Source organism: Enterococcus sp. DIV1298c (assembly GCF_017316315.1).
Classification (GTDB): domain Bacteria; phylum Bacillota; class Bacilli; order Lactobacillales; family Enterococcaceae; genus Enterococcus_B; species Enterococcus_B mangumiae.
The window spans coordinates 106,860-132,512 of sequence record NZ_JAFLWG010000016.1; the positions used below are offsets into that span (position 1 = coordinate 106,860).

The window sequence follows — 25,653 nt, forward strand, 5'->3', positions numbered from 1 at the left end:
AACTTTCATGTTTTTTACATTGAATTCTCCGCATCATTCTTAAAAAAATAGCGTAATGAGTGCAATCAGCGCTAATCCACCTTGTTTGACAATGATCAAGCGATCACTCGTAAAACTGCCATAAGCCGCAACAAGTAAGATATAAATCAATAATAGCCCTGTGATTTCTTTCGGTGCATTTGAAAAATAAGCACCGTATATCAAAGCCACGCCAAGTAAACCGTTATAGATCCCTTGATTCTTAAATAAAGTCTGCACTGACTGCCGTTGTAATTCTTCTTTTGGCATATTGAATACTCGACTAGTTGTTGCAGAGACTGTCGCAAATGTTTCAATGTACATGATATAAAGAAACTCCAATGCAACAAGGGTAACTAAAATCTGAGATAAAAGTGTCATCTATTTTCTTCCTTTCTAAATCAGCGATCGATCCCATTTTTTTAGTTGGCTCGCTGTGATTCTCCGCCAACTAAAACGATCTCCATTTAGATTATAAAGGAACTCTTGTTTTTTTACTTTAACTTCTGCTCGTGACTCATGATTGGTAAAAGAAAAATAAACGTCGACTCATCAATGAGTCAACGTTAAGAGTAGCATATATATTAACGTCATTTATTCGATCATAAAGTTGTGCTTAGTAAGTAACAAGTCATTGGTTCTCCTTCACCTAGATCGATTGGTTGACGACCGAAAATCTGGAATCCTTTTTTCAAGTAAAATTGGTAATTACAATTAGAGTCTGTATAGAGATATACACGTTTATCTTTGTAACGTTTCTTGATTTCTTCTAACAAGCGTGAACCGATCCGCTTACCTTTCAAAGCCGGATCAACCGCAAAATAAGTGATTTCGCCCTCTGGATGATTTGATGCAAATTCATGATACATTTTTTGATTGGCTTGGTCATACGCTCCTATCGCACCTTGGTAACCAGTCAAGCCGATCATTTTTTCTACCATGTTGACAAACAACCGTCTCCCCCATGAAACAGGTACTTTCTTTTCTCCATCGAAGCGAGCAAATATAAAGCCAACAAATTTTCCATCCAAATAAGCACCCAGGGTGACTGTTGATTTCATCAACATTGCTGACAATGCGTACTGGCGATAGAGATAAAGCGCGATCGGATTTTCTGTATAACTCGAATAGTTCATCCCTTGCGCCGCAAATTTACTTGCTGTATCTAAGTCTTTTTTATCGATTGAACGAATCGTTAATTTTTCCATGTTCATCTCTCCTTTAAAACAAAAACTTTATTTCTTGATGTAACTTTATTATAATTACTCAGAAAGCCACTTCCTATAGGCAATTATTCAACATCTGTCCAATAATGAACATTTAGGAAGATACTGTCTAAAAAAGGAGATACGCATGGACCGTCGGAGTACCAAAACTAAACAAGCAATCAAACAAGCCTTTTTGGATTTAACGAAAGAAAAACCGATCAATAAAATCACGATCGCGGAGCTTTCACAACAAGCAGATATCGGGCGAGGAACGTTTTATACTCATTATGAAGATATTTATGATCTTCGTTCAAAAATCATTGAAGAATCGATCTGTATACTGACAGATATCTTCGATCAAACTTACCCAAAAAAAGAGCAATATGACTTTCGCAACTTTGTCCATGCTTTAGTCAATCATGTAGATGAGAACAAAGCTGTTTTCCACTTTTTCTTCAATGATTTCATGGATGATGAACTCTCCGCTCAGTTGACACACATCTTGATAAAAAGAGTCCTGAACGAAGAACAATTAGATGAAAAGGATATCAAAAACAAAGTAGAAGTTCTTTTCTCGATTTCAGGAATCACAAACGTCTTAGCTGAATGGAGCAGTGGTCACTTAAAAGTAGAAAAAGACGAACTGATCACTATTTTAGATGACATCATCACGCGATTCTGATCAAAAAAAGAAGAACACTATCACCTACGGTTGTATAGTCGTTCTTCTTTTCTTTATTGAACCCGTAAATACATACCTTACTGGATTTGCATTAAAAATTCTCTTTGTTCATCCCCTAAAGGAATGATTTTTTTTATGATTCGAAAGCGCCACTTCTTCCCTCCAGCAGAAAAACGCCAGACAACAGATAGTCCACCACCTAAAGCCACATCTTCCTTTTCAATCTCTGCTCGTTCATAGGTGAGATGATCAATGACTTTCGTTTGAAAAAAATTCAAAAATAAAATCGTCACATTCTTCTCATTGATCAATAAAATCACTTTACTACTAATACTATCCATACTCTGCGATTCCGCTAAACAACGGACCATTCCTTGTGACCTGTATGGACGTGTCAAACGATCCATCCATTTTTTTGTGATTAACATTCGTTTTTCCTTTGTCCTCTCCTAAAATATGCCCATTCGATTTTCGACTCAAGAAACGCTAGTCACTATCTGCTCAGACAGTTTCTTTTGATACTTTATTTTATCATAGATATCTGGTTTTCCTACACCAAGAAAAAAGCTCTCTCATCTAGCTCTAAAAAAAACAGCAAATGATTTCAATATCTTTTAGATCAATGATACAATCGCACTTTGTTGATTTTATTATAGGAGGAGTTATTTAATGTTCACGATGTTTCAAGCTGTCACGTTCAATCCGTGGCGGTCGCTCTTAGCACTCATTCTTTTGATTTTGGCTGATTGGGGCATGATGACCGCTAACCCGGTCTTCTCAGGGGCTCTAGATTGGACCTTTTTACCTATCGGAGGTCTGCTTGCTTTGATCTCGCTGATTGGTTGGAAAAATACACAGTCCTTATTTAAAAAAATAAGAAAGAAAGATTGGGGCTGGATCATTTTTGTTATTATCAGTGGTTCTCTACTTTCAGATATTTTTATCTTGATCGGAAAACTGCTCAATCAAACAATGGCTGCGAATGCCGGTGGAGCTGACTGGTACGAAGGATTAAGTGTTGGCGGAGGAGTCCTATATCTATCCCAACTTAGTGTGAGCCTGACTGGTGAAGAACTTTATATTGCAGCGATCTTCGTCCTAACTTTTCTATTACTTTCCAGATTTATGCCTACTAAAGTTTCTATTTTGACCGCTAGTACGATTTCTCTACTCGTTTTCGGTCTCAGCCATTATGCAGTGTACGATGGCAATCTCTATCAATGTATTTTTGTTATCGGCTTAGCTCATGCACCTTCCCTCTACGCATGGCTAAAAACACAAAACTTATGGATCCCGATGCTCGCGCATATCTTATATGATTTGATTTTGTTTTTTATCATTTTATTGTTTGGTATTTAGCATGTTGATTTCTTAAAAATATGTACAGAAAGAGGGGATGACGGGTGGGGCAGCTCCAAAAAATAACCATGAAGAACCGAAAATTACTCGACGAATTTATGGGGGTTTCACACTTATTTCTGAAGGAGTGATTCTGGAACAACATTTTCGTGGTTTTAAGAATCGCTGCTCCATACTCTTATACTTTTCTCACCTTTTGGCACTCATTTGGCACAATATACAAGAAAAACCGCTAGAAACAAAAGTTTCTAACGGTTTTTTACGTCACAGGAGGGATTCGAACCCCCGACCGTCCGCTTAGAAGGCGGATGCTCTATCCAGCTGAGCTACTATGACAGCTTTAGCGGAACAAAAATAATTATAGATAAATAGACAGCTTCTGTCAATACAAAATAGTTATTTTATGAAACAAAAATTTTTATCGTACTTTATTCACATCGCCTTTACCTAAAAAAACATTTGTCATTATTAAGTTTCGGCTACGAGAGAGTAGTTCGACACCAACTATCAACATAGCGCTTGATCAATCCTTTAGGCTCCATCTGTTAAAGAAATACTATAAAAGCACCTAGGTTCGGTTACGAACGGATAGGTGCTTCACGCTTAATTACACTATATCAATTTATAAATCGATTGTTTCAGCCTCTTTCGTGATCAAAATCACACCGTCTCCCAAAGGTAATAACGTAGAGGTCAAATCTGGATGTGCCATAACTACACGTAAAAATTCATTCAATTTACGATGGATTGCTCGTTTCCCTCTCGGAATCTCTTCATCAGCTAAAAGAATCGTTCCTCCTTGGAAAATATCATCAACCATCAAGACGCCACCTTTTTTCAACACGCGTAAGCATTCTGGTAAAAATTCGATATATTTTGATTTTGCACTATCCATGAAAATAAAATCATACGGGCCAGTCAAGGTTGGCAAAATATCGGCTGCTTGCCCTTCTAATAATGTCACTTGATCGGTCAATCCTAAACGCTCATACGTCGCTTTCGCTTTTCTGATCATCACATCAAAGCGATCGATCGTTGTCACATGACCATCTTTTCCGATCACTTGTGCCATCAAACTAGATGAAAAACCAATCGCTGCTCCAATTTCAAGCACTTGTTTTGGTTTGATCTGTCCTAATAAAAACTGTAAAAATACGACTGTTTCATGAGGAATGATCGGCACTTCTGCCACATGTGCTTCCTCTTCAACTTTCCCTAATTCTCCGGTCAACTGTTTTTGTTCTGTCCGCATAAAGTCCAATAATTCTTCTTTTACAACGGGACGATGCATCATTTCATTACGCATACTTCCACTCCTCTTCCAAACATTATACGAAGAAACCTATCTTTCGACAAGAGGAAGAATCGATCGTTAAAAAATCAATCTATTGGATATCAGAAAAGAAATCAGTTTCTTTCTCTCGGCGCTTCTTCAATTCAAGGTAAGTGTGCCAAGCAGTAATTGAGGACAAGCAAACAGCAATGCCTAAGAAAACCCATTTCATCCAATTAAATGCATGCCGTGAAAACAGCAATCCGATGTAAGGAATCTTAAACACAGGTGTTCCAATAATATTGCGGTCTCGAACGGCTTCGACTTCAATCTGCGTTTTCCCATCGGCTTTCGTATAAAAATAGCGATGTTGGTCTTCAATAGCAACGACTCTTCTTGTCACAATATGTTTACCAGAATTCTCATAGTAGGTAATCACATCGCCAACTAATAACGTATCCGCCTTTCTTTTTTGTACATAGATCAAGCTTCCCTCTGAATAGGCTGCGCCCATTGCTTGATCGTCGATGATATGTGGGGTCAATCCAAATACACGAGGAAGCAACACGACACATAAAATCATTGCTAATAAAGACACTAACGTAATTGAGCTAATAAAGGTTATTTTTTTATAGATAGGCACATCGGACCTCCTTCGTAACATTTCATTAAATACATAATATAATAACAAGATATTTATTACAACATTAACACTCAAGCATTATCTTATTAAAGAAAAATAAAACTAATCAACAAAAAAATGTGTTGACGCAGATAAAAATTGACTCTAAAATAAAAAAAGTTTACTCTTGAATTAGAGTACTTACAAAAGGAGATTCGTCTATGGTTCTTTTTAATAACATTTGTAATAAAAATGCACCATTCTCTATAAAACTCAAATGGAGTATAATCATTACATTAACTACGTTATTTATAATCAGCATTACTTATTTTTTCCATTACATTTTCACTCCAGTTGACAGCAAACAAATGTCACAGATCGAAGACTCATGGGTGTATTATTCTGAGTATGATCCATATTTCCAGTTCGATAGCAGCCATATCGACTACATGCCATCGATCGATAAAAATGAACCATTTATAATGGAGACGACTCTACATAAAGATTTGGATGATGCCAATCTGTTGATCAAAGGTAATCACCAATGGCTAAGTGTTTCACTAGATGATACTCTACTCTACAGTCGATCAAAAGATAGTGAAAGAAACAACCCTGGATTATCATTATCGATCATTGATCTTCCAGAATCTTATGTTGGTAAGACATTGAAAATCGTTGTTTCCTCCCCCTACCAGAATTATTCAGGACTGACACCAAACGTTTATTTAGGAACAACCAGTCCTATGATCAGCTTTATTTTTTCACAGTCGATCCCTCAAGTCATTGCGATGATCCTGGCTTTCGTTATCGCCATCGGATTATTGATCTGGACGAGCTATATTCTCTATAGACACAAGAAATTGGATCGTTCATTATTGATTTTAAGTCTATTTTCTTTAGTTCTTGGGTTTGAATCTATTTCGGAGGATATCTTGAGTGGGGTTCTTTTTGAGCCAATCGTTCATTCGATTTTTTCTCACTTATTCGCTATTTTGACTTCTATACTGATCATTTTTTACTATCAATCAAAAATGACGAGCTACCAGAAATGGTATGGCTACTTCTGCTATTTCCAAGCATTTCTTTTTGCCAATATCATTCTTTATTCGTTATTGTCCGACTTTGAATTGCCTGAATTGATGCCATTTGCAAGTGTCGTCAGTGTGGTCAGCACTTTAGTTACTTCCATCGCAAGTATCGGAGAAGCATATAAAGAAAATCGCTTTTTCACTGTTTGTAGTCCTTGGATCGTTTTGATCGCTATTTTTCATTGTATGTTCTATATCCAAACAGCTTTAGGTATCGGGCATACGATCATCAACTGGTCCACTCTTTTATTTGCGATCATCCTGATTGTTATTGTTGCATACAACATCATGGAAAATGTCATGAAAATCGATAGTTATCATAAAGAACGGCTTTTCTTACAAACTAAAACTGATTTGATTGAAACACATTATGCGAAAATCCAAGCACAGATCCAGCAAATCGATCATGCTAAAAATGACTTTGTTGCCCGGATGGAAGCACTCAGTCAGTTGATCGATGCAGATGAACAAGATGAAGCAAAAGCTTACTTAAAGCGAATCGTACAAGAAACAAAACAATTGGATCTGTCCCTATTTCCGACAGGGCACCAACTGACAAATTTGATTCTGGCGAGATATCAAGAAGTGGCGACTAAAAAGAATATCAAAGTCGATTTCCATACACACATTCCCGCTTCGTTACCGATCCAAGATGAAGATTTCACGCAACTGCTTATTCATATTCTCGAGCACTCGTTCCGAGAGACTCAAGCCATTGAGAATCCTTTGCATCGAGAAATCTATTTATCGATCCAAGAAATCAATTCTCAAATCCAGATCCACTGTGAACACAGCATACAATATGAGAAAAATATTTTTTCAAAAGATGTGACAGAAGAATTGATGCGACAGGAGCAGTATGACTTGATGATGATCCAAACTACGCTCGATAAATACAGCAGCACCTTGATCCAAGAAAAAGATAAATGGGTCGATCGTTTAAAAATCAATATCTCTCCTAGCTAAATAAAGACCTTCAAAAGCAGTCAATAGACTGTTTTCGAAGGTCTTTATTTGATGTTTTAGATTTTATCATACCCTCATTTAGTACAAGAGCTCTAATAAGTCCTGGGCTTCGATCGCGCCAAAGTATTTTTTGATATCGATCGTTTCAACTGCTTTTTGTAAAGTAGGTTTGTCATACTTTAAGCCAGTCAATGCTTGTTCAACATCTTTGATATCTCCTAGACCAAAGAAATCGCCGAAGATTTTTACGTCATCAATGATTCCTTCTGAAACATTTAAATGTACCTCGATCGAACCAATCGAGAAGCGTTTTTGACGTGAGAAGTTGAAATCTGGTGATTTTCCGTAATTCCAGTCCCAGTTTCGATAGTATTGTTCAGAAATTTGATTGATTTTCTCCCAATCCTTTTCTGTCAATTCATACGTTTTTACTTCTTCTACCGAAGACACACCGAAGATTTTCAAAAGAATATCTTCACGGAATTCTTCCGTCGTCATTCCTTGTTTTTCTTCAGGTAAGAAAGGTTTGATATTTGTGACACGGGAACGAATGGATTTAATTCCTTTTGATTCGATCTTTTCTTTTTTGACTTTTAACGCATTCACTACTTCGTCAATATCTGAATCGAACATGATCGTTCCATGCGCAAACATTCGTCCGTTTGTAGCGTACATGGCATTTCCTGAGAACTTCAAACCATCGATGACTAAATCGTTGCGTCCTTTTAATTCCGCACCAGAAATGCCTAACTCGTGTAATGCTTGGATGATTGGTTTAGTCACCTTCGCAAAGTCCCGGAAAGAATCCCCGTCATCCGGCATGATAAAACTGAAATTCAGATTACCAAAATCATGATATACTGCGCCACCGCCGCTTAACCGACGTACCACATGGATACCATGTTCTTCCACGTACTCACGATTGATCTCTTCGATCGTATTTTGATTTCGTCCGATAATGATCGACGGTTCATTGATATAAAACAGCAAGATTGGTTCTTCTAATGGCATCTCTTGTAGTAAATATGTTTCGATTGCTAAATTTACTCTTGGATCATGGTTTTCATTTGGTACAAAAATCATTCTTCTCGTCCTCCTAGATATCGAACACTTTATCGACTTCCGCTAAAGCAACTTCGATTCCTTCTCCAGCTGCTTGTTTCGCCTCGTCCTTTAATTGTGTTAAGTCACCGAATTGTGGTAAATGTGTTAAAACCAGTTTTTTGACCTTTGCCGCTTTTGCGATTTCTCCAGATTCTTTTGAAGTAAAATGCGCCTGATGTCGTTCATTTCCTGCAAAAAGATACGTATCCGCCAAAAATAAATCAGCTTCTTCAGCAAACGGTATGAAGCTCTCCAAATAACCGGAGTCTCCTGTAAAAACAAATACTTTACCAGTTGCTCTTTCGACAATGCGCATCGCATAACATACCACTGGATGAATGGTTTCCATGAAAGTAATAGAAAAAGGACCAATTTCAAGTTCTTTTGCTGGATCGTAGGCGAATCCTTGTGAAACTCCAGGCATCGTCAATTGTTCAAAATGACTAGTATCTTTTGCGTGCCCATAGATCGGCAATATTTTTTCCTTGTCTCTTTTTGGATTCAATTGCCACTCGTATTGTAAAACGCCTAGATCTGCGATGTGATCGTGATGGTAATGGCTGATGATCACTGCATCTAAATCAAGTGGATCAAGATGATCTTCCAATTTTACAAGTGTCGTACTGCCTGCATCGATCATTAAATTAAATTGATCGGCTTGCAACAAATAACTCGTCGTTCCTTGTTTTTTGTAAGGATATGCACCTAAGCAACCTAAAACGGTTAATTTCATGACTGATTCCCCCTCAAAAACTTATGCTACCACAATTTCTTATTTTCATAAGAAAAACTGCTTATCCTAAGGAAAAATATTCCATAGGGCTTCCTTTTTCGATACGGGCTTGTTCATAAAATTCTGCAATCGACACATTGACGTAAACAATCACCCAAAGTAAACCGAAAAATAGGGCGATGAATCCGAGAATATACCAACCAATAAAGGAAAGTTGTAAAAGCAGATAGGTCCAAATACGATCCTTCAATAAAAACCAGGCATATCTCAAGCTTTGAATAACTGTCAATTTTGGATAGTCGAACTTTGTCCATGCAGCAAACTGGAATAAACCCATAACGACCGTCATCGCAAATAAAGATACGAAGAACAATAAGGTTGTAAGGACCGCAAAACTCAAATCGATCGTATAATCAGGCATGATTTGTTGAGGCGCAGTATTCCCATTAAAAAGTAGATCAACATACGTATTGAAGCCACCAATCAAAAAGCCCGGTAAAAAAATGATGCCGTTGATCAGCCAATTCACAACTGCATTGAAAAGATTGATAAGTAAAATCGGCACAAAATATTCTTTCTGAAAAACAGCAAACAACAGATTCGGTTTTGCTTGCCCACCTCTGACCACCACCAACGAGATATAATAGACCCCATAAGTGAACGCAAAGACTAACACATGCTGGAGCAAAAAATTGAAAATATTAGATTGTGTGCTACCCGTTGGGAAGAAGCCGCCAAAAATCTCTTGAAGGACGATCCCGATCACGATTGAAAGAAAGATGATCCAGGCATTGATCCCCCACTGACCTTCTAGTGATGCCCGCGCCTTTTTCCGATACTCAGATACCTTGATTTTCATTACTCATAACTCCGGATTTCTGCTACTTTTTCACTATCCAAACGTTTAACTACTTCAGTAACTAATTTCACTGTATTGAAATAATCCTCTTCATGGATGATCGATGTGTGAGAATGTAAATAACGAACTGGAACTGTGATAGCAATAGATGGCACGCCGTTACGTGACACATGCATTTGACCAGCGTCTGTCCCTCCACCTGTGATCACTGTATATTGGAAAGGAATGTCCATTTCTTCTGCCACTTGGATCACAAAATTCAATAATTTTTTATGTGGGATCATTGAAGCATCGAAAATCAAAACCTGTGGTCCTTTACCTAAAACAGAGTCTGCCTCCTTAGGTGACATACCTGGTGTATCTCCAGCAGTTCCTGTATCTAAAGCAATCGCAATATCAGGATCAACTAAATGTGTACTTGTACGAGCGCCTCTCAAGCCGACTTCTTCTTGGACATCACTACCGGCAAACAAGACATTTGGATGGCCTTCTTTGGCTAGATTTTCAAGTACACGTAGCGAAACAGCAGTTCCAATGCGATTGTCCCAGGCTTTTGCTAACAAGAATTTTCCATCATTCATTCGACGATATTCAATGTAAGGAGTGACCATATCTCCAGGACGAATGCCCCACGCTGTCGCTTCTTCTTTGCTTGTCGCACCGATATCAATAAACATATCTTTGATATCGTAAGGTTTATTTCGGACTTCAGCTGTTAAGACATGCGGTGGTTTTGAACCAATCACTCCATGGATGATTTTTCCAGCTTGAGTCTTGATTTCTACTTGTTGTGCCAACATCACTTGACCCCACCAGCCACCAAGTGTTTGAAATTCAATAAATCCTTTATCTGTGATTTTCGTAACCATGAAACCAACTTCATCCATATGTCCTGAGATATATACTTTAGGACCGTTGCCAGAATCATGTTTTGCGATGATACTACCTAAGCCATCATAAATAATCTCGTCAGCGAACTGCTCTGCATATTTTTTGTAGACTTTTCGTACTTCTTCTTCATTTCCTGGTACACCACGCGCAGCTGTTAAATCAATCAATAATTGTTCTTCATTTTTATTCAAACGCTTTCCCTCTTTTCTATACTTAATAGTAGAATTATATCATTTTTCATTCGTTTTTGGGCAGGATATTTGTTTGATTTGTTCCGCCTTATGTTATTGATTTAACCTGTCCAGCATGCCAAAAATGACCCGTAACATCCTTTTTCTTTGGATGTTACGGGTCATAACTTGATCTTACTTACGTGAATGATACTATCGTGTTGGTATTTTGACTTATTTTTCTGGTAGCGTTTCTGGGGATTGCAATTGCCAATCCTTACTATAGAAAGCATCATCCATGTGATAGCTACTCTTCGCTTGCTTTTCTTCTAAAAATGGTTGAATGTATTGATCCGCCGTCAACCAGCCTTGCCAACCAAGATGGATCGTATCTTCCATAAAATAAGGAACACTCGCCATTTTTGTCAAATCGGCGATATGTTGGAAACCTTGTTCCTTTAATTGATACTTGATTTTTTTCGCAAATCCTTGCAACATCTCTTGCGACAAGCCAGTATACTCACTCCACTTTTCATTCACTGGTGGAAGAATGAATAGGGCTTCCGCTTGTTCATTCGCTAATTGTTGCAACAATAATTGGAAATCAGAATACTCTTTGGAAAAACGATAATCCCAATCTTTTTGCGAATCTTTCAACTCATTTAAATGGTTTTTGATCCGAGTAGTATAGAACTCGTTTTTTAGGGCAAAAGGATTATTTTTCGTTTCGCTGGAACCAATCTGCGTCGCAAGTTTTGCCAATTGCTCTTTTTCATAACTCGCAGGTAATGGTTTTGTTGCTTGATCGATCCTGTTTTGTTTGTCTGTCAAACCAATACCACTAAACAATTCATCCTCACGTTTCAAGATATTCCATTTGTCTTCTAACTCTGCAAGCTCTTTATCTCCTGGTGTGAGTCCTTTTTTCACTGTATTTAAAATTCGTGCGATTTCCTCATCATCGGAAACGATCGAAAAACTTAATAATCGTCTGGCCAAGTAACGATCTGTAGGTGTGACTTTTTTTATTGAGAACAACCAATCCAATGTCTGTAACTCCGAATAATGTGTACTGAAATAGTCTTCCTTCACACCTTCTTTTACGAACCATTGAGGCGACACGACCACCACGACTTTTTTATTCTTAAGTTCCTTACTGGCTGAGCGCATCATCATGAATTGGCTCAGTGATTGCGTTCCAGGCGCACCTAATAAAAATGGCTCGTAGCTTCGTTCATATTTTTGGGCTAATACTGAAGGATGAAAAGGACTGATTCGACTCAGTTCACTCGATCCAAGAAAAGGGACATACTGCTTCTCAGCAAAAGCTGTGTTTTTGATTATGTCCCCTCGCAACACATTATCTGACATTGAACTGGCTGCTTTATGGATGATTTCCGGATCAGATACATTCACGCGATAAGATGAGGTGAAAAATACCGCAATCAATAGAAATGCCAGTATCACAGGTCCAAAAATCACAAACAGCTTTTTCTTCATCTCTATCCCTTCAATTCGTTGACTTGGTCAATGATTTTATTTGGTGTTGCCCATTCTTCTCGATCGAATTCTGATACAGGGATCTGAACATCAAGTTGGCCATCAAGCTCCACTAATAATTGGACGGAGCCTAGCGAATCTAATAAACCTTCCCCAAATAGATCCATTTCTTTGTTTTCTTTCACTTCATCTGTCCCTGTAATTTCTGCTAAAATCGTTAAAACTTGTTCTTCCATGTCTATTCTCTCCTTTGAGTTAATTATTTACTTGAAAAATAGTTGATTTAAAAATCCTGAAAAAATCAATAAACTAACACATACTGCTTGAAATGTCATAAAAACAGAAAATGCGTGAGTAAAACGATTCGAAGGAAGTTTCTTCTTCCGTTTTTTCTTATAGCGAATCCATGCGTCTGTCAAACAAATCAACGTCGCATGATAAATGCCATACAAAATGTAGTACCATGTCAAACCATGCCAGACACCCATCAGTAGAAACAAGGCAAAGTAACCGATATTGGACGTCACGATTTTGCTCTTGAACCATTTTTTCTTCATCAAGAAAAACATCAACCGCATATAAACGTAATCTCTAAACCAGAAGGATAACGACATATGCCATCGATTCCAGAACTCTTTGATGTTCCAAGCTAAAAATGGTTTGTTGAAGTTGATTGGTGTATCGTACCCCATCAAATAGCTTGTGCCGACCGCAAAGAAGCTATAACCGGCAAAATCAAAAAAGAGATACAAACTATATACGTACATGTAGCCAAGTAACGACCAGGAGATCCCACCATGAGCTAAGGCTCCTTTTGATACGATGGGTAACAATACCTGTCCAAGATAGTAACCGATGATGAATTTGTATAAGAAGCCCATAAACAAATGGTGGACTCCTTTCTCCAACAATTCCAGATATCGTTCTTTTGTTGGTGGTTGCACTTGGTCTTTCTCAAATCTTCGATAACGATCAATCGGTCCTGAAGAAATGGTTGGGAAAAATAGTAAGAACTGGATATAACGATACGGATGATAGGTCTTGATCATGCCGTCTCTTATTTCCATGATCATTTGTACCGATTTAAATGTTAAATAAGAAATCCCTAAAAAAATAAACAGAGATTCTTTACCTGATAAGACAAACGGTGTGATCTTTGTGATCACTAAAGGTAAAATTGCGAGAACTACCGCCAAATAAAACCAAATACCTTGATTACTTTTTTTTCGATAAGTGAAATAGCACCAGACAAGTATCGATTGCCAGACTACATAGCCAATCAAGGCAAGTCCTTGTTGCCAATACGTTCCTCCAAAACTGATGAATAAGAAAAAGCAAGTTACGACGGCTTGATAAATCGTTAAACGTTTCTGAAAAAATAGCAAAGAAAAAATGATTGGTGCTAACGCGAAACCCAACATTAGAAAGTAATACGGCTCCGCATAAGGAATCATATGTGGGAGATTCATCACCTATTCACCTCAGCAGTCAGTGCTTTACGGTCGATCTTGCCGTTGTTCGTTTGGGGCAATTGGTCAATAAAAATCACTCTTTGCGGAATCATATAATCCATCAAAAAGTCCGATAATCCTTGCTTGATCGAACGAGCCAATTGATAGTTGGCATCTGGAGTCTCTTCATTTAGCACAACAAACGCCACTAATTGTTGGACTTTTGACCCTTGATATTTAGGAACAACGATTGCTTGATTGATCCGCTCATCCTTTAGCAACGCATGCTCAATATCTCCCAACTCAATGCGATACCCGTGCAATTTTACCTGTTGATCGATTCTTCCTTCAATAAAAAGTAAGCCATCTTCTGCTAAATAGCCTGCATCGCCAGTTCGATAGCTTTGCCGCCCACCTGTTGTTTGAAAGAACACTTCTTTCGTTTTTTCTGGATTATTCAAATAGCCTTTTGAAACACTAGGTCCGGTTATCAAAATCTCCCCACGATCGCCTTCTCCTTTTTTCAAAATCGATACAGCCGTATCTGATTTGACATAGCCGATCGGTAACCGTTCGTAGCGAGCCAATATCTCCTTGGTGATCAATACACTAGAAATCGCCACGGTTGCTTCTGTCGGTCCATACGTATTGTAAATATCAGCTAAAGGGAAACGAGCTACTAATGCTTGGGCAGTTTTCTTCGTCAATTCTTCTCCGCAGAAAATAAATGTAGACAGTTCTGGCAAATGTATCGCATCGAATGCTGGGTCCATCAAACACATATCGACAAAGGAAGGGGTTGATACCCAAACATTCAGTTCTAGTTGTGGTAAAACTGTAAATAGTTTTTGAAAATCTTGAACGATTTCCTTAGATAAAGGACTGATGATCCCACCAGAAACCAATGCCGGATATAACGTGAATACCGAGAGATCAAAAGAAAAAGGTGCTTGTGCTAAAAAACGTTCCCCTTCTTTGATGGGAAAATCCGTCAAGACCCAATCCACGAAGCTGACTAAATTATCGTGACTGATCTGTACGCCTTTTGGTTCGCCTGTCGTACCGGAAGTAAAAATCAGATAGAAATTTTCATTCTCTTTTACCGGCTGCTCAAATGGATATTCGACCATCAACGTAATGATTGAATGTAAACAATCTTTATGAATGACTGGTATCTCTGTCTCAATCTCCCAATCATTTAAACTAATGATCATACTAGGTTCAGCCACTCTTAAAATGGCTTCGATCCGCTCCTTCGGTGTTTGGGCATCAATTGGTAAATACGCATGTCCTGCTTTTGATGCACCTAAAAAAGCCACGACCATCTCAAACTCCAGATTGCCAAACACCACGATCGGGCCTTTCTCCAGCAATCGTTTTTCTAAGTAATAACCTAATGCGTCCGAGGACTGCTTCAGCTCTTTATATGTGTAATTTTTTTCTGATGTCTGATACGCGATTCTCTCCGGGTCTGATACTCCCCAAAAATCGATCGCTGCCACGATTCCTTTTTTCTTCATCGTTTCCCTCCTAGAATTCGTTATATATAAAAGTTCCACCTTGGATATTTTTGTAATGATACAAATAAATGAGTACCAATAGTATTGCAGAATAGACAAGGGTCCGAAATATAAATGTTCGCCAATATCGAACGTGCGGTCGCTGCCACCATTGTTTCATCTTTTTTTCCTCCTAATCAAATCCTTAGTCAAATTCTACTCATCCATGTGAAAAAAATACATCTGTTTTACTAACAGAATGCGCTTTATAGCTAACAGTTTTGTCACTAACAAGCAATTGCGCAAAAATAACCAATAGAAAAAGTGAGCCATACGAAAATCATTTCGTATCTCTCACTTTTTAAGTTGAATAGTTATTGTCTCCACTAGATGTGCTTTTGATGGTTCTTCTTATTCCTCAATGATCCGACAATATAAGCGACTCGTCACCACGTAAAAGAGCAGATAAATGACGATCAATACGCCACTGACAAAATATGCCAACCAATAATCTGCCCCTTCGACATATTGGGAAAACACGTTAATCGCAAAAACTGCATGTGTGATCCCTAAGATCATCGGCGGAAAGAACATCAATGCATTTTGTTCATAGATCATCCGATTGGTTTTGCGCTGAGCAATACCTAATTTTGTCAACAACTGATAATTACTACGTTCCGTTTCAGCCTCCGATAATTGCCGAACCATTAAAATACTACCAGTAGTGACGATCACGATCATCCCTACAAACAAGGCGACAAAAATATTGATGCCAATTTGGCGATCGATTGCACGCAATCTAGGATAGCGCGCATTATAATTCAAGCGTGAGGACTGACCAGTCAATTTCGTTTCTGAATACACACTAGCCTCAGCTTTAGAAGGGTCCGCGTGAATGTTTCCAATCAACCCTTGATCAGTGATCTCGTAACTATAATAGATCGTATGTGTCCAATTGGTCGGCAATTCCTCATTGATTCGATCAATGACTTCTTCTTCGTTCCCACCAGTCACATTCCAGTTGATGATCTGATATTCTAATCCATCGACACGTTCAAAGATTTCCTGATCAACGACTAAGGTCGGTCCATAATAGGTCATGCTTTCATCTCCTAAAAATCCAGGAAGTACTTGTTGGATCACTAATTCCTGCTGATCAGGTAGATGGATCTTTTTCCCATAACTGGAAAAATTGCGAAACATTGATTCGACTGCATCTAACATAACAGCATGATCAGTTTCTGTTAATTTGATCTCTGGCAAATTAGGTTTTAGTTCACGAAAAGCCTGATATTCATTTTCTGAGATCAAATTCACCGGTTTGATTTCATTACCCGCAGAGAACGAACCAATATTCATGTCATAATAGCTACCTACTACTTTGTAATGAAAGACGATTTCGTCTGTGATTTTTTGATTTTCTTCTCCTAAAATCGGTCGAAGCTTACTAGCTATTTGAGTATCCAATTGGTAAGCAACAGGCGTCGCGATTTGTTCACCGTGAGCAATAAGTGTTGATATACCCGTCATCCCACCGATCATGGCCAATGATAAACCGATAACTAAAGTGATCAGAGAATTCATGCGCCAATTTTTTAGCTGGTGGATCTGTGTGTTCCCGATCAATAAAAAATTAGTTCCTTTATACTTGAATTTCGATTCACTCAATAAATGGAACAATAACCGAAAAGAATAGCAAAAGAACAGGTACGTACCTAGCAAACAGACAAATAGGATCGAAAATGGAAAAGCGATGATCAATCCGAGACTGACTCTTGTTTCATATAACCGGGTCAATACTTCTCTAAAATTCAATGCAGCGAAATAACTACTAGAGATCATCAATAGACCAACGACCCCTAATAAACGATGCCTTGTCCGTATACGCATCATCGAACTTTCGACTTGTTCTTTCTCCCCAAAGCTGCGAGTCATTGGATAACTCCAAATCTTCCATAACGAATAAAGGGAGACCGCTGCAAGAATGACGAAAAAGACAACGACAGTTTCAACGATCGAAGGAATAGAAACAAAAAAGCGACTCGTGATGTCCATCTTCATCATTCGTACTAAAATCATTTGGAACAATTTTGAGAAAATACTGCCTAACAATATCCCTAAGGCACAAGCAAAAAAACCAATGATCATCGTTTCCAACACATAAATCGAGGAGATCTGAAACTTATTGATCCCAAACAATTGATAGATACCTATTTCTTTTTGCCTTCGGTTGAGAAAAAAACGATTCGCACTGAGAACGAAAAAGAGCAAAACAACAGTAATGATCCAGCTACCTAGATTCAATGTATTATCAATAGAAACATCTTGACTCGCCCGGCGGATCAATGATTGGTCATAAGTCATTGCACTAAATGAATAATAGATCATCGTTGATAAGGTCAAACTAAAGAAATAAACAAGGTAGCCTCTTGACTGTTTTAGAAAACTCTTTGCGGCTAATTTATAAAGCATTGATTTTACCGCCTCCTCCAATCGTCGCCTGCATGTCGATGACCTTTTCAAAAAATTCTTTTCTTGTTCCTCGACGGATGACTTCTGAAAAAATCACCCCATCTTTGATGAATAAAATCCGATTGCAGTAACTAGCAGTATAAGGATCATGCGTAACTAACAAGATCGTTGTTTTTTCTACTTCATTGATCGTTTTCAAGTAATTCAGCAATTCTGTCGCTGATTTTGAATCCAAAGCCCCAGTTGGTTCATCCGCAAAAATCACCTCTGGTTTCACCACTAAAGCTCTTGCTGCCGCAATCCGTTGTCTTTGTCCGACTGACATTTCATCCGGATAACGCTTCATTAATTCTTCGATCCCCAAAAGTTGCGCAACATGTAATACTCTACGTTCCATTTCATTTTTGGCAATATTTTCAACAGCTAAAGGAAGCAAAATATTGTCTTTACCGTTCAATGTATCGATGAGATTGAATGATTGAAAGATAAACCCAATTTTTTTACGTCTAAAATCGCTTAGTTCATGTTTTTTCATTTTAGTGAGTTCATTCCCTTGGATCAACACACTTCCCATCGTTGGCAGATTGATCGTTGATAATATATTCATCAAGGTCGTTTTTCCAGCACCACTTGGCCCCATGATCCCAATAAACTCTCCCTCTTCAACTGAAAAAGAAATATTATCCAGCACTTTGACTGGTGTTTTACTACTTCCATAACTTTTACTTAGATGTTTTACTTCGATTATTTTATTCATCATTTTGTCCTCCACCATTATCCTTAATTGAATAGTAGCATATCCTTCCATTTTTTTCCCTTTTGATTTTGTCACCCCATCACACACGAAAATTACCTTTGAAATTTTTTTATTCAATTTTTTTATTCAAAAAAAAATAATTCGTATTTTTCAAAAGCTGATACCGTACGTTTTCACTTTTTTTCACAAGATAATATACACCATATATAGTATACTCATTCAATTATGCAGTGATAAAACACTATATGTAGCAGATAATCAGTTGCTCCTTTCTTCAATTTGTTTTATGATAGACAAGAACTATTTTGTAGGAGCTGAAGAAAATGAAACGAACAGATCAAGAAATGGCTGTACTCGAAAAACAGCCTGAAACAAAACAAATGACTGTCATCAAACGTGATGGACGCGAGGTACCTTTTGATGAGCAGAAAATAAATGCCGCACTGATCAAAGCAGAAAAGAAAATTCATGGTTCCTTATCTCCTATTACGTATGAAAAGATCCAATCCATCGCTGAACTTGTGATCAAAGAAATCAAAGATCGCTTCGCACATAACGTAAAAATCTACGAGATCCAAAACATCGTGGAACATATCTTGCTAGAAAAAAACGAATATGCCTTAGCAGAAGAATATATCAACTATCGAACAAAACGCGATTTTGCTCGCAGCAAGGCGACAGATATCAACTTTTCAATCGAGAAACTGATCAATAAGGATCAAAGTGTTGTCAATGAAAATGCGAATAAAGACAGCAATGTTTTCAATACACAGCGTGACTTGACTGCTGGGATCGTAGGGAAATCAATCGGATTAAAACTACTCCCACCACATATTGCAAATGCGCATCAAAAAGGCGATATCCATTATCACGATCTGGATTATCATCCATATACTCCGATGACAAACTGCTGTTTGATCGACTTCAAAGGGATGTTGAACAATGGGTTTAAAATCGGTAATGCTGAAGTTGAATCACCAAAATCGATCCAAACAGCAACTGCCCAGATCTCACAGATCATTGCAAATGTTGCATCTAGCCAATATGGTGGTTGCTCTGCCGATCGAACAGATGAATTACTTGCTCCTTTTGCAGAATTAAATTATAAAAAGCATCTGAGCGAAGCCAAAGAATGGATCGAAACATCAGAACGTCAAGAAGCCTACGCAAAAGCAAAAACGAAAAAAGATATTTTTGATGCGATGCAAAGTTTGGAATATGAGATCAATACGCTATTCACTTCAAACGGACAAACCCCTTTTACTTCACTTGGCTTCGGTCTAGGTGAAAACTGGTTTGAACGAGAAATCCAAAAAGCAATTTTACAAATTCGAATCAACGGACTCGGCAGTGAAAAAAGAACGGCGATCTTCCCTAAATTGATATTTACGCTAAAAGATGGCATCAATTTGAAACCGACTGATCCAAACTATGACATTAAACAACTCGCATTAGAGTGTGCCACAAAAAGAATGTATCCAGATATTCTAAATTATGACAAGATCGTTGAATTGACTGGCAGCTTCAAAGTGCCAATGGGCTGTCGTTCCTTCTTACAAGGCTGGAAAGACGAAAATGGCGAAGAAGTGAATGTAGGACGAATGAACCTAGGTGTCGTTACATTGAACTTACCACGGATCGCTTTAGAAGCAAATGGCGACCAAGAAAAATTCTGGCAATTACTGTCAGATCGTTTATCGATCATGAAAGATGCCTTAGTTTATCGTGTTGAGCGCTGTAAAGAAGCCATCCCTGCTAACGCTCCGATCCTTTATATGTATGGTGCATTTGGCAAACGATTATCTCGGACAGACGCTGTAGACGAATTATTCAAAAATCGTCGTGCAACAGTTTCAATGGGCTACATCGGACTTTATGAAGTTGCTGCTTCTTTCTTTGGCGGTGAGTGGGAAAACAATGCCGAAGCCAAAAACTTCACTCTTGATATCGTGAAAAAACTCAAAGAAAAAGCAGATGATTGGGGCAATGAATACGGTTATCACTTCAGCGTGTACTCTACGCCAAGTGAAAGTTTGACCGATCGTTTTTGTCGATTAGATACCGAAAAATTCGGACTCGTTGAAAATATCACTGACAAAGAATACTACACAAATAGTTTCCATTATGATGTGCGTAAAAATCCAACACCATTTGAAAAACTTGAGTTTGAAAAAGACTATCCAAAATACTGTTCAGGCGGCTTTATCCATTACTGTGAATACCCAGTCTTACAACAAAATCCTAAAGCGTTAGAAGCTGTTTGGGACTTTGCCTATGATAAAGTCGGCTACTTAGGTACCAATACACCAATCGATCATTGTTACCAATGTGGATTTGAAGGAGATTTCCAACCAACAGAACGCGGTTTTGAATGCCCAGAATGCGGCAATCATGATCCAAAATCATGTGACGTAGTCAAACGAACATGTGGTTACTTAGGAAACCCACAAGCCCGCCCAATGGTCCACGGCAGACACAAAGAAATCTCGTCACGCGTCAAACATATGAAGTAAGGTTGTGAAAGAAGTGTTGCTTCTTGAACACCGTCGATAAAGTTGTGAAAGAAGCGTTCAGCACTGAGTAATAAGACCAGTGCATCCGATTTTCTTACACTCTCTACAACTTTAAAGAACCTTTATAACGAATACCATTTTATAATGAAAGAAGTTTTACTATGAGAAATCCTAAACCAAAAGAATGGCTGGCCCAAGATTATAGTCATGACTATATCGCCGATTATAAACCGTTCAACTTTGTGGATGGCGAAGGTGTTCGTAACAGTTTGTATGTCAGTGGCTGTTTATTTGCTTGTGAAGGTTGTTTTAATAAAGCTGCTCAGAATTTCCGTTACGGCAAACCATTCACTACAGAATTAGAAGAACAGATCATGGCCGATCTGCGCAATGATTATGTACAAGGATTGACCCTCTTGGGCGGTGAACCTTTTTTGAATACAAATGTTTGTCTACGTATAGTCGATCGGATTCGCCAAGAATTCGGTCATCGCAAAGATATCTGGTCATGGACCGGCTATACATTTGATGAATTATTACAGGATTCTGAAGATAAACTTGAACTGCTCTCGAAAATCGACATTTTAGTCGATGGTCGTTTCGAATGGTCAAAACGAGATTTCAAATTGCAATTTCGTGGAAGCAGTAATCAGCGAATCATTGACGTCCAACGATCACTCGCTGAAAAACAAGTAGTCATCTGGGACAAATGTACAGATGCGACACAAACGTATGAACAAATAAAAAAACAAGAGTTAATTTAAACATACTCTATTGCTTTCTATAAATAGCGAATGCCCCAACTAAGCCTAAATACACTTTTATTTTGGCTTAGCTGGGGCATTTCCTATTCTATTTCAGATTCCATATCATTCGTCTCCCACAAAGGTAAAACAATATTCTCATACGTCATCGGGTCTAAATTCGTCAACGTGATACCTAGTAAACGAATCCCCTTTTCGATTCCTAAGATTTCTTCCCATATCAAGCTTGCTTGATAAAACAGCGCTTCTTTTTTATAAACATATTCTGGCAATGTCACTCGTTTCGTTACCGTGGAATAATCAGTGTAGCGTACCTTCAAAACAACCGTTTTTCCATGCTTCTGGACACGTCTTAACGAGGCTTCGACTTTCTCAGCTAACTGCCTCAACTGCCCGAGAACTTCCTCTTCTGTTCGTAATGGTTGGCCATACGTATGCTCTTTTCCCACTGACTTACGCTCTCGTGTGACGTTGACTGGTGAATCATGGATACCTCTCACTTTTCGATACAATGAATACCCCATTTTACCGAACTGTTGGATCAACATCATTTCGCTGCATTTATAAAGGTCTTCCCCTGTAAAAATACCTAATTCGTGCATTTTAGGGACCGTTTTTTTGCCAACACCATGAAATTTTTCGATTGGTAAAGCTTTTAAAAAATCTATCGCTTCTTCGGGGGTGACAACTGTCATGCCTTTAGGTTTTTGAAAATCTGAGGCAAGCTTCGCTAGAAATTTATTGTAACTGACACCAGCAGAACAAGTCAGATGGACGGTTTGCCAAATATCAAGTTGGATCATGCGAGCAATCTTGATCGCCGATTTACAATCGATTTTATTATTCGTGACATCTAAATAGGCTTCATCAATACTTACCGGCTCGACCAAGTCCGTGTAGCGATAAAAAATCTCTCTGACTTCTTTTGATATCTCACTATATTTTTGATGATCTCCCGGTTTGAAGATCGCATCTGGACAAAGCTCGTAGGCTTTTTGGGCACTCATAGCAGAATGGATACCGTACTTACGTGCTTCATAGTTGGCCGTGGTCACTACTCCACGTCCACCTGTATCACTGGGATGTCTGGCGATCACTAATGGTTTCCCACGAAGCTCAGGATGATCCCGTTCTTCAACAGACGCGAAAAAAGCATCCATATCGATATGAATGATTTTTCTAGACGTATCATTATGTAACGGAAACTGTAGCTCCATCAGACTCACCCCACTCCATTATACACGAACCTTTGTTCCCTTTCAAGTGAGGTGGTACTTCTGTAACTAACTATGTCTATCTTACTCTGTTTATTTTCTGAGAACAAAAAAGACTATTCAAAAGGTATCTGGAATAGAAGTAACCTCTTCGAAGAAACACTTCTGTCCCAACCTCAAACTTTTGAACAATCTTTTTCGCTAAATTTCTACTCATCTAGTTCATGGAACTGACGATAAACTTCTTGTTTCTTGATCCCATTTTTTACTGCGATCGTTTTGATTGCCGCATTCGGCTTTTCACCTTGATCAATCAATTGTTGAACTTGCTCTTTCAACGTACCTTGAAGTTGTTCAGTCGGTGCAATTTCTTCATTGCTTCCTTCAACGAGTAAACAACATTCTCCTTTGATCGGCTGATTTTCTAAATAAGCCAGTAATTCTTCGATGTCTCCACGTAAGTATTCTTCGTGGATTTTCGTCAATTCACGGCAAAGTACAACTTGACGATTACCAAATACTTCTAACATATTAGTCAACGTTGCGGCTACACGATAAGGTGATTCGTAAAAAATCAAGGTTGCTTTTTGAGCGCCAAGAGAGGTCAGTACCTCTTGCTGTTCCTTTTTCTTTCTAGGAAGAAAACCATAGAATAAAAATGGTTGTGGCACCAGTCCTGAAGCAATCAATGCAGTTATTCCCGCTGTCGGTCCTGGTAACGCAACGACTGGAATATCTTCCTTGATACAAGCAACAACCAGCTCATGTCCCGGGTCACTGATTGACGGCATTCCCGCATCACTTACTTGTGCAATCGTTTTGCCTTCTTTTAACCAGTCGATCAATTGTGGAATACGTTCCTTATAATTATGTTCATGCAAACTTTTTTGAGGTGTTGAGACCTCGAAATGGTTCAACAGTTTTTGTGTATTGCGTGTATCCTCACTCGCGATCATATCAGCTTCCTGTAATGTTCGCACACTACGGACGCTCATATCCTCTAAGTTCCCGATCGGTGTAGGAACGAGATAAAGCGTTCCAACTACATGATTCCCTTTAAAACTCTTTTGATTATGCATATGATTCTCCTTATTAAACAGATTGACACTCCCACGACTTAAGGCGCAAGCCTCATTCCTTAGGGATTGAGGTGGGATTCTTTGGTGCTAAACCGTACGCTGTCCATTTCTGTTTTGTACTAGCCCAAAGCTAAGGGTATGCCAATACCCCATCCTAAACCAGAGCATATAGCTGTTTAGGCTACTTGACTTTTACCATCAAGTACAGGTGCATAAATAATATTTTTAGCACCGACAACATCACGATGTCCAACATAGCCACAATTAATACAATGATACCTACGGTCTTTTGCACGATGTTTCTGTCCGCAATCTGGACACCTCTGACTTGTATAGGCGGGATGAACATATTCAACTTTGATACCTACTAAATGTGCTTTGTATTCAATATAAGAAGCTAAACGATAGAATGACCAATTACTTAAAGAATGGTTGTTTTTACGACTTTTTCTTGTCTGTTTGCGAATATTCGCCAGTTTTTCTAAGCGAATCATTCCCACATTGTGGTTGATCGCAAAATTTATGATTTCACGACTAATTTTATGGTCTTGGTCTTTCATCCAACGTTGTTCTTTATCTTTAGATTTTTTTATAGCATTCAGCTTTTTAGCATGACCTAATTCTTTCCTACGGGAGTTATGATAACGACGAACATATTTGTTCATTCGACCATTACCAGCAAACTTAACTTCATGTTCATCTGTGCAACATACTGCAGGTATTTTTATCCCTAAATCTACACCCATTGTTTTAACAGATGTTGTTATTCTTTCTGAAATTTCAATCGAAATTTGGGCTATGTACTTATTCCCTTTTTTAGTGATTCTTAGTGTACCGACTTTACTCGCTTGATTTAACAACGAACGTTCATACGCTAAGATGGTTGCGGGAATTTCAATTTTTTTAGATTTACCATTAATCACAAAAGGCATACGGATGCTCGACGGACAAACAGTGAAGTTTTGATTATTCCATATAATAACTGGCTTTTTCAATACAGGAATCTTTTTAAATTTGCTTTTCTTTGCTTTTTGAAAAACAGATTTGGCCTCACGAATCGCTTGATTTTTAACAGCACTATTGAGGGACACGTTAATGTCCTTAGATGATTTTTTGGTGATTTTTTCATTACTCACCATTTCTGAAACTAGAGAATTAACTGTCGCAATATAGACCAAAGAAGAAGAGCGGATTAACTCTCTATCTGATTTCGTCGGTTTCAGTTTTATTTTCACTGTCATGGATTGAGTCATGAAATGTTCACCTCTTTCGTTGATTTTCAACCTATCGTTTGATTGTTTGACTAGATGCGGTGGATACGAAATAACTGCGTGTCCACAGGCTAGGCATCGCTTTTAGCTCTGGGAATTCATCACGCAAAATTCTTGAAGTTCCACCTTTCACTTTCGCCATTATATCCGCAGGACTATA

At 38.3% G+C, this 25,653-nt stretch carries 25 protein-coding genes and 1 tRNA gene; 5 read left to right on the forward strand and 21 right to left on the reverse strand.

Annotated features, from left to right (window positions below; all coding sequences use genetic code 11):
• Window positions 1-39: 39 nt before the first annotated feature.
• Together JZO83_RS04860 and JZO83_RS04865 are read right to left on the reverse strand one after the other, a co-directional pair.
• Entirely contained in the window at window positions 40-399 is a 360-nt protein-coding gene (locus JZO83_RS04860; RefSeq protein WP_206856635.1) for a DUF1304 domain-containing protein, read from the reverse strand.
• 221 nt (window positions 400-620) lie between these two features.
• Window positions 621-1,226, reverse strand: a complete 606-nt coding sequence (locus JZO83_RS04865; protein WP_206856633.1) for a GNAT family N-acetyltransferase — start codon at window positions 1,224-1,226, stop codon at window positions 621-623.
• Window positions 1,227-1,371: 145 nt separating this feature from the next.
• Here JZO83_RS04865 and JZO83_RS04870 point away from each other — a divergent pair, with 145 nt between their 5' ends.
• The gene (locus tag JZO83_RS04870; protein WP_207115105.1) at window positions 1,372-1,908 is read left to right on the forward strand and encodes a TetR/AcrR family transcriptional regulator; all 537 of its coding nucleotides are present in this window, start codon (window positions 1,372-1,374) and stop codon (window positions 1,906-1,908) included.
• Between the two features lie 77 nt (window positions 1,909-1,985).
• Here the strand turns inward: JZO83_RS04870 and JZO83_RS04875 are convergent, their stop codons facing one another.
• Window positions 1,986-2,336 (reverse strand): hypothetical protein, encoded by a 351-nt coding sequence (locus JZO83_RS04875; RefSeq protein ID WP_206856630.1) that lies wholly within the window; start codon window positions 2,334-2,336, stop codon window positions 1,986-1,988.
• A 241-nt stretch (window positions 2,337-2,577) separates the two neighbouring features.
• Between JZO83_RS04875 and JZO83_RS04880 the strand changes: the two genes are divergently transcribed.
• Window positions 2,578-3,267 (forward strand): CPBP family glutamic-type intramembrane protease, encoded by a 690-nt coding sequence (locus tag JZO83_RS04880; protein WP_207115106.1) that lies wholly within the window; start codon window positions 2,578-2,580, stop codon window positions 3,265-3,267.
• A 262-nt stretch (window positions 3,268-3,529) separates the two neighbouring features.
• Here JZO83_RS04880 and JZO83_RS04885 read toward each other — a convergent pair.
• From JZO83_RS04885 to JZO83_RS04895, 3 genes are all read right to left on the reverse strand, one after another.
• Window positions 3,530-3,603 (reverse strand) — tRNA-Arg (locus tag JZO83_RS04885).
• Between the two features lie 286 nt (window positions 3,604-3,889).
• Window positions 3,890-4,573 carry an O-methyltransferase gene (locus JZO83_RS04890; RefSeq protein ID WP_206856625.1) on the reverse strand — a complete coding sequence of 228 codons (684 nt, stop codon included), beginning with the start codon at window positions 4,571-4,573 and terminating at the stop codon, window positions 3,890-3,892.
• Window positions 4,574-4,652: 79 nt separating this feature from the next.
• Window positions 4,653-5,183 (reverse strand): signal peptidase I, encoded by a 531-nt coding sequence (locus JZO83_RS04895; RefSeq protein ID WP_207115107.1) that lies wholly within the window; start codon window positions 5,181-5,183, stop codon window positions 4,653-4,655.
• Window positions 5,184-5,383: 200 nt separating this feature from the next.
• Between JZO83_RS04895 and JZO83_RS04900 the strand changes: the two genes are divergently transcribed.
• Window positions 5,384-7,216: a hypothetical protein gene (locus tag JZO83_RS04900; RefSeq protein WP_207115108.1), complete on the forward strand. Its 1,833-nt coding sequence runs from the start codon at window positions 5,384-5,386 to the stop codon at window positions 7,214-7,216.
• A 78-nt stretch (window positions 7,217-7,294) separates the two neighbouring features.
• On the opposite strand, the gene JZO83_RS04905 is transcribed toward JZO83_RS04900, so the two are convergent.
• The 11 genes from JZO83_RS04905 to JZO83_RS04955 form a co-directional block, all read right to left on the reverse strand.
• Window positions 7,295-8,299: a lipoate--protein ligase gene (locus tag JZO83_RS04905; RefSeq protein WP_206856614.1), complete on the reverse strand. Its 1,005-nt coding sequence runs from the start codon at window positions 8,297-8,299 to the stop codon at window positions 7,295-7,297.
• A 13-nt stretch (window positions 8,300-8,312) separates the two neighbouring features.
• Complete coding sequence (locus JZO83_RS04910; RefSeq protein WP_207115109.1) at window positions 8,313-9,053, reverse strand: MBL fold metallo-hydrolase; 741 nt, start codon at window positions 9,051-9,053, stop codon at window positions 8,313-8,315.
• A 61-nt stretch (window positions 9,054-9,114) separates the two neighbouring features.
• The gene (locus JZO83_RS04915; RefSeq protein WP_206856609.1) at window positions 9,115-9,912 is read right to left on the reverse strand and encodes a DUF975 family protein; all 798 of its coding nucleotides are present in this window, start codon (window positions 9,910-9,912) and stop codon (window positions 9,115-9,117) included.
• Window positions 9,912-10,994, reverse strand: coding sequence for a M42 family metallopeptidase (locus tag JZO83_RS04920; protein ID WP_206856608.1), 1,083 nt, complete (start codon window positions 10,992-10,994; stop codon window positions 9,912-9,914). The genes JZO83_RS04915 and JZO83_RS04920 overlap by 1 nt, the downstream gene beginning before the upstream one ends.
• A 213-nt stretch (window positions 10,995-11,207) precedes the next feature.
• A complete protein-coding gene (gene dltD, locus JZO83_RS04925) occupies window positions 11,208-12,473 on the reverse strand; it encodes a D-alanyl-lipoteichoic acid biosynthesis protein DltD (RefSeq protein ID WP_206856607.1) in 1,266 nt (421 codons plus the stop codon).
• A gap of 2 nt (window positions 12,474-12,475) precedes the next feature.
• Entirely contained in the window at window positions 12,476-12,709 is a 234-nt protein-coding gene (dltC, locus tag JZO83_RS04930; RefSeq protein ID WP_206856604.1) for a D-alanine--poly(phosphoribitol) ligase subunit DltC, read from the reverse strand.
• Between the two features lie 27 nt (window positions 12,710-12,736).
• Window positions 12,737-13,942, reverse strand: a complete 1,206-nt coding sequence (dltB, locus tag JZO83_RS04935; protein WP_206856601.1) for a D-alanyl-lipoteichoic acid biosynthesis protein DltB — start codon at window positions 13,940-13,942, stop codon at window positions 12,737-12,739.
• Complete coding sequence (gene dltA / locus JZO83_RS04940; protein ID WP_207115110.1) at window positions 13,942-15,444, reverse strand: D-alanine--poly(phosphoribitol) ligase subunit DltA; 1,503 nt, start codon at window positions 15,442-15,444, stop codon at window positions 13,942-13,944. The genes dltB and dltA overlap by 1 nt, the downstream gene beginning before the upstream one ends.
• A gap of 10 nt (window positions 15,445-15,454) precedes the next feature.
• On the reverse strand, window positions 15,455-15,604 hold the full coding sequence (locus JZO83_RS04945) for a teichoic acid D-Ala incorporation-associated protein DltX (RefSeq protein WP_206856597.1): 150 nt from the start codon (window positions 15,602-15,604) through the stop codon (window positions 15,455-15,457).
• A 230-nt stretch (window positions 15,605-15,834) separates the two neighbouring features.
• Entirely contained in the window at window positions 15,835-17,895 is a 2,061-nt protein-coding gene (locus JZO83_RS04950) for an ABC transporter permease (protein ID WP_207115111.1), read from the reverse strand.
• Entirely contained in the window at window positions 17,885-18,652 is a 768-nt protein-coding gene (locus tag JZO83_RS04955) for an ABC transporter ATP-binding protein (RefSeq protein WP_206856594.1), read from the reverse strand. The genes JZO83_RS04950 and JZO83_RS04955 overlap by 11 nt, the downstream gene beginning before the upstream one ends.
• A gap of 323 nt (window positions 18,653-18,975) precedes the next feature.
• Between JZO83_RS04955 and nrdD the strand changes: the two genes are divergently transcribed.
• Both nrdD and nrdG read left to right on the forward strand, forming a co-directional pair.
• Window positions 18,976-21,165, forward strand: a complete 2,190-nt coding sequence (gene nrdD / locus JZO83_RS04960) for an anaerobic ribonucleoside-triphosphate reductase (protein WP_206856593.1) — start codon at window positions 18,976-18,978, stop codon at window positions 21,163-21,165.
• Window positions 21,166-21,326: 161 nt separating this feature from the next.
• Entirely contained in the window at window positions 21,327-21,929 is a 603-nt protein-coding gene (nrdG, locus tag JZO83_RS04965; protein WP_206856592.1) for an anaerobic ribonucleoside-triphosphate reductase activating protein, read from the forward strand.
• 83 nt (window positions 21,930-22,012) lie between these two features.
• Here the strand turns inward: nrdG and dinB are convergent, their stop codons facing one another.
• The 4 genes from dinB to JZO83_RS04985 form a co-directional block, all read right to left on the reverse strand.
• Window positions 22,013-23,149, reverse strand: coding sequence for a DNA polymerase IV (gene dinB / locus JZO83_RS04970; RefSeq protein ID WP_206856676.1), 1,137 nt, complete (start codon window positions 23,147-23,149; stop codon window positions 22,013-22,015).
• Between the two features lie 203 nt (window positions 23,150-23,352).
• Complete coding sequence (gene rsmI / locus JZO83_RS04975) at window positions 23,353-24,222, reverse strand: 16S rRNA (cytidine(1402)-2'-O)-methyltransferase (protein ID WP_206856591.1); 870 nt, start codon at window positions 24,220-24,222, stop codon at window positions 23,353-23,355.
• 176 nt (window positions 24,223-24,398) lie between these two features.
• Complete coding sequence (locus JZO83_RS04980) at window positions 24,399-25,475, reverse strand: RNA-guided endonuclease TnpB family protein (RefSeq protein ID WP_207115112.1); 1,077 nt, start codon at window positions 25,473-25,475, stop codon at window positions 24,399-24,401.
• Window positions 25,476-25,506: 31 nt separating this feature from the next.
• The coding region (locus tag JZO83_RS04985) for a transposase (RefSeq protein WP_207115114.1) at window positions 25,507-25,653 on the reverse strand (147 nt) is incomplete at its 5' end.

What these genes read in the sequence shown, in the direction of transcription:
- dltB (WP_206856601.1), bottom strand. Translation starts at nt 13,942, where the DNA reads ATGAATCTCCCACATATGATTCCTTATGCGGAGCCGTATTACTTTCTA.
- JZO83_RS04945 (WP_206856597.1), bottom strand. Translation starts at nt 15,604, where the DNA reads ATGAAACAATGGTGGCAGCGACCGCACGTTCGATATTGGCGAACATTT.
- JZO83_RS04910 (WP_207115109.1), bottom strand. Translation starts at nt 9,053, where the DNA reads ATGAAATTAACCGTTTTAGGTTGCTTAGGTGCATATCCTTACAAAAAA.
- JZO83_RS04875 (WP_206856630.1), bottom strand. Translation starts at nt 2,336, where the DNA reads ATGTTAATCACAAAAAAATGGATGGATCGTTTGACACGTCCATACAGG.
- JZO83_RS04870 (WP_207115105.1), top strand. Translation starts at nt 1,372, where the DNA reads ATGGACCGTCGGAGTACCAAAACTAAACAAGCAATCAAACAAGCCTTT.
- nrdG (WP_206856592.1), top strand. Translation starts at nt 21,327, where the DNA reads ATGAGAAATCCTAAACCAAAAGAATGGCTGGCCCAAGATTATAGTCAT.
- JZO83_RS04890 (WP_206856625.1), bottom strand. Translation starts at nt 4,573, where the DNA reads ATGCGTAATGAAATGATGCATCGTCCCGTTGTAAAAGAAGAATTATTG.
- JZO83_RS04980 (WP_207115112.1), bottom strand. Translation starts at nt 25,475, where the DNA reads ATGACTCAATCCATGACAGTGAAAATAAAACTGAAACCGACGAAATCA.
- dltA (WP_207115110.1), bottom strand. Translation starts at nt 15,444, where the DNA reads ATGAAGAAAAAAGGAATCGTGGCAGCGATCGATTTTTGGGGAGTATCA.
- nrdD (WP_206856593.1), top strand. Translation starts at nt 18,976, where the DNA reads ATGAAACGAACAGATCAAGAAATGGCTGTACTCGAAAAACAGCCTGAA.
- JZO83_RS04865 (WP_206856633.1), bottom strand. Translation starts at nt 1,226, where the DNA reads ATGGAAAAATTAACGATTCGTTCAATCGATAAAAAAGACTTAGATACA.
- rsmI (WP_206856591.1), bottom strand. Translation starts at nt 24,222, where the DNA reads ATGCATAATCAAAAGAGTTTTAAAGGGAATCATGTAGTTGGAACGCTT.
- JZO83_RS04955 (WP_206856594.1), bottom strand. Translation starts at nt 18,652, where the DNA reads ATGAATAAAATAATCGAAGTAAAACATCTAAGTAAAAGTTATGGAAGT.
- dltC (WP_206856604.1), bottom strand. Translation starts at nt 12,709, where the DNA reads ATGGAAGAACAAGTTTTAACGATTTTAGCAGAAATTACAGGGACAGAT.
- JZO83_RS04880 (WP_207115106.1), top strand. Translation starts at nt 2,578, where the DNA reads ATGTTCACGATGTTTCAAGCTGTCACGTTCAATCCGTGGCGGTCGCTC.
- JZO83_RS04905 (WP_206856614.1), bottom strand. Translation starts at nt 8,299, where the DNA reads ATGATTTTTGTACCAAATGAAAACCATGATCCAAGAGTAAATTTAGCA.
- JZO83_RS04950 (WP_207115111.1), bottom strand. Translation starts at nt 17,895, where the DNA reads ATGCTTTATAAATTAGCCGCAAAGAGTTTTCTAAAACAGTCAAGAGGC.
- JZO83_RS04900 (WP_207115108.1), top strand. Translation starts at nt 5,384, where the DNA reads ATGGTTCTTTTTAATAACATTTGTAATAAAAATGCACCATTCTCTATA.
- JZO83_RS04860 (WP_206856635.1), bottom strand. Translation starts at nt 399, where the DNA reads ATGACACTTTTATCTCAGATTTTAGTTACCCTTGTTGCATTGGAGTTT.
- JZO83_RS04915 (WP_206856609.1), bottom strand. Translation starts at nt 9,912, where the DNA reads ATGAAAATCAAGGTATCTGAGTATCGGAAAAAGGCGCGGGCATCACTA.
- dltD (WP_206856607.1), bottom strand. Translation starts at nt 12,473, where the DNA reads ATGAAGAAAAAGCTGTTTGTGATTTTTGGACCTGTGATACTGGCATTT.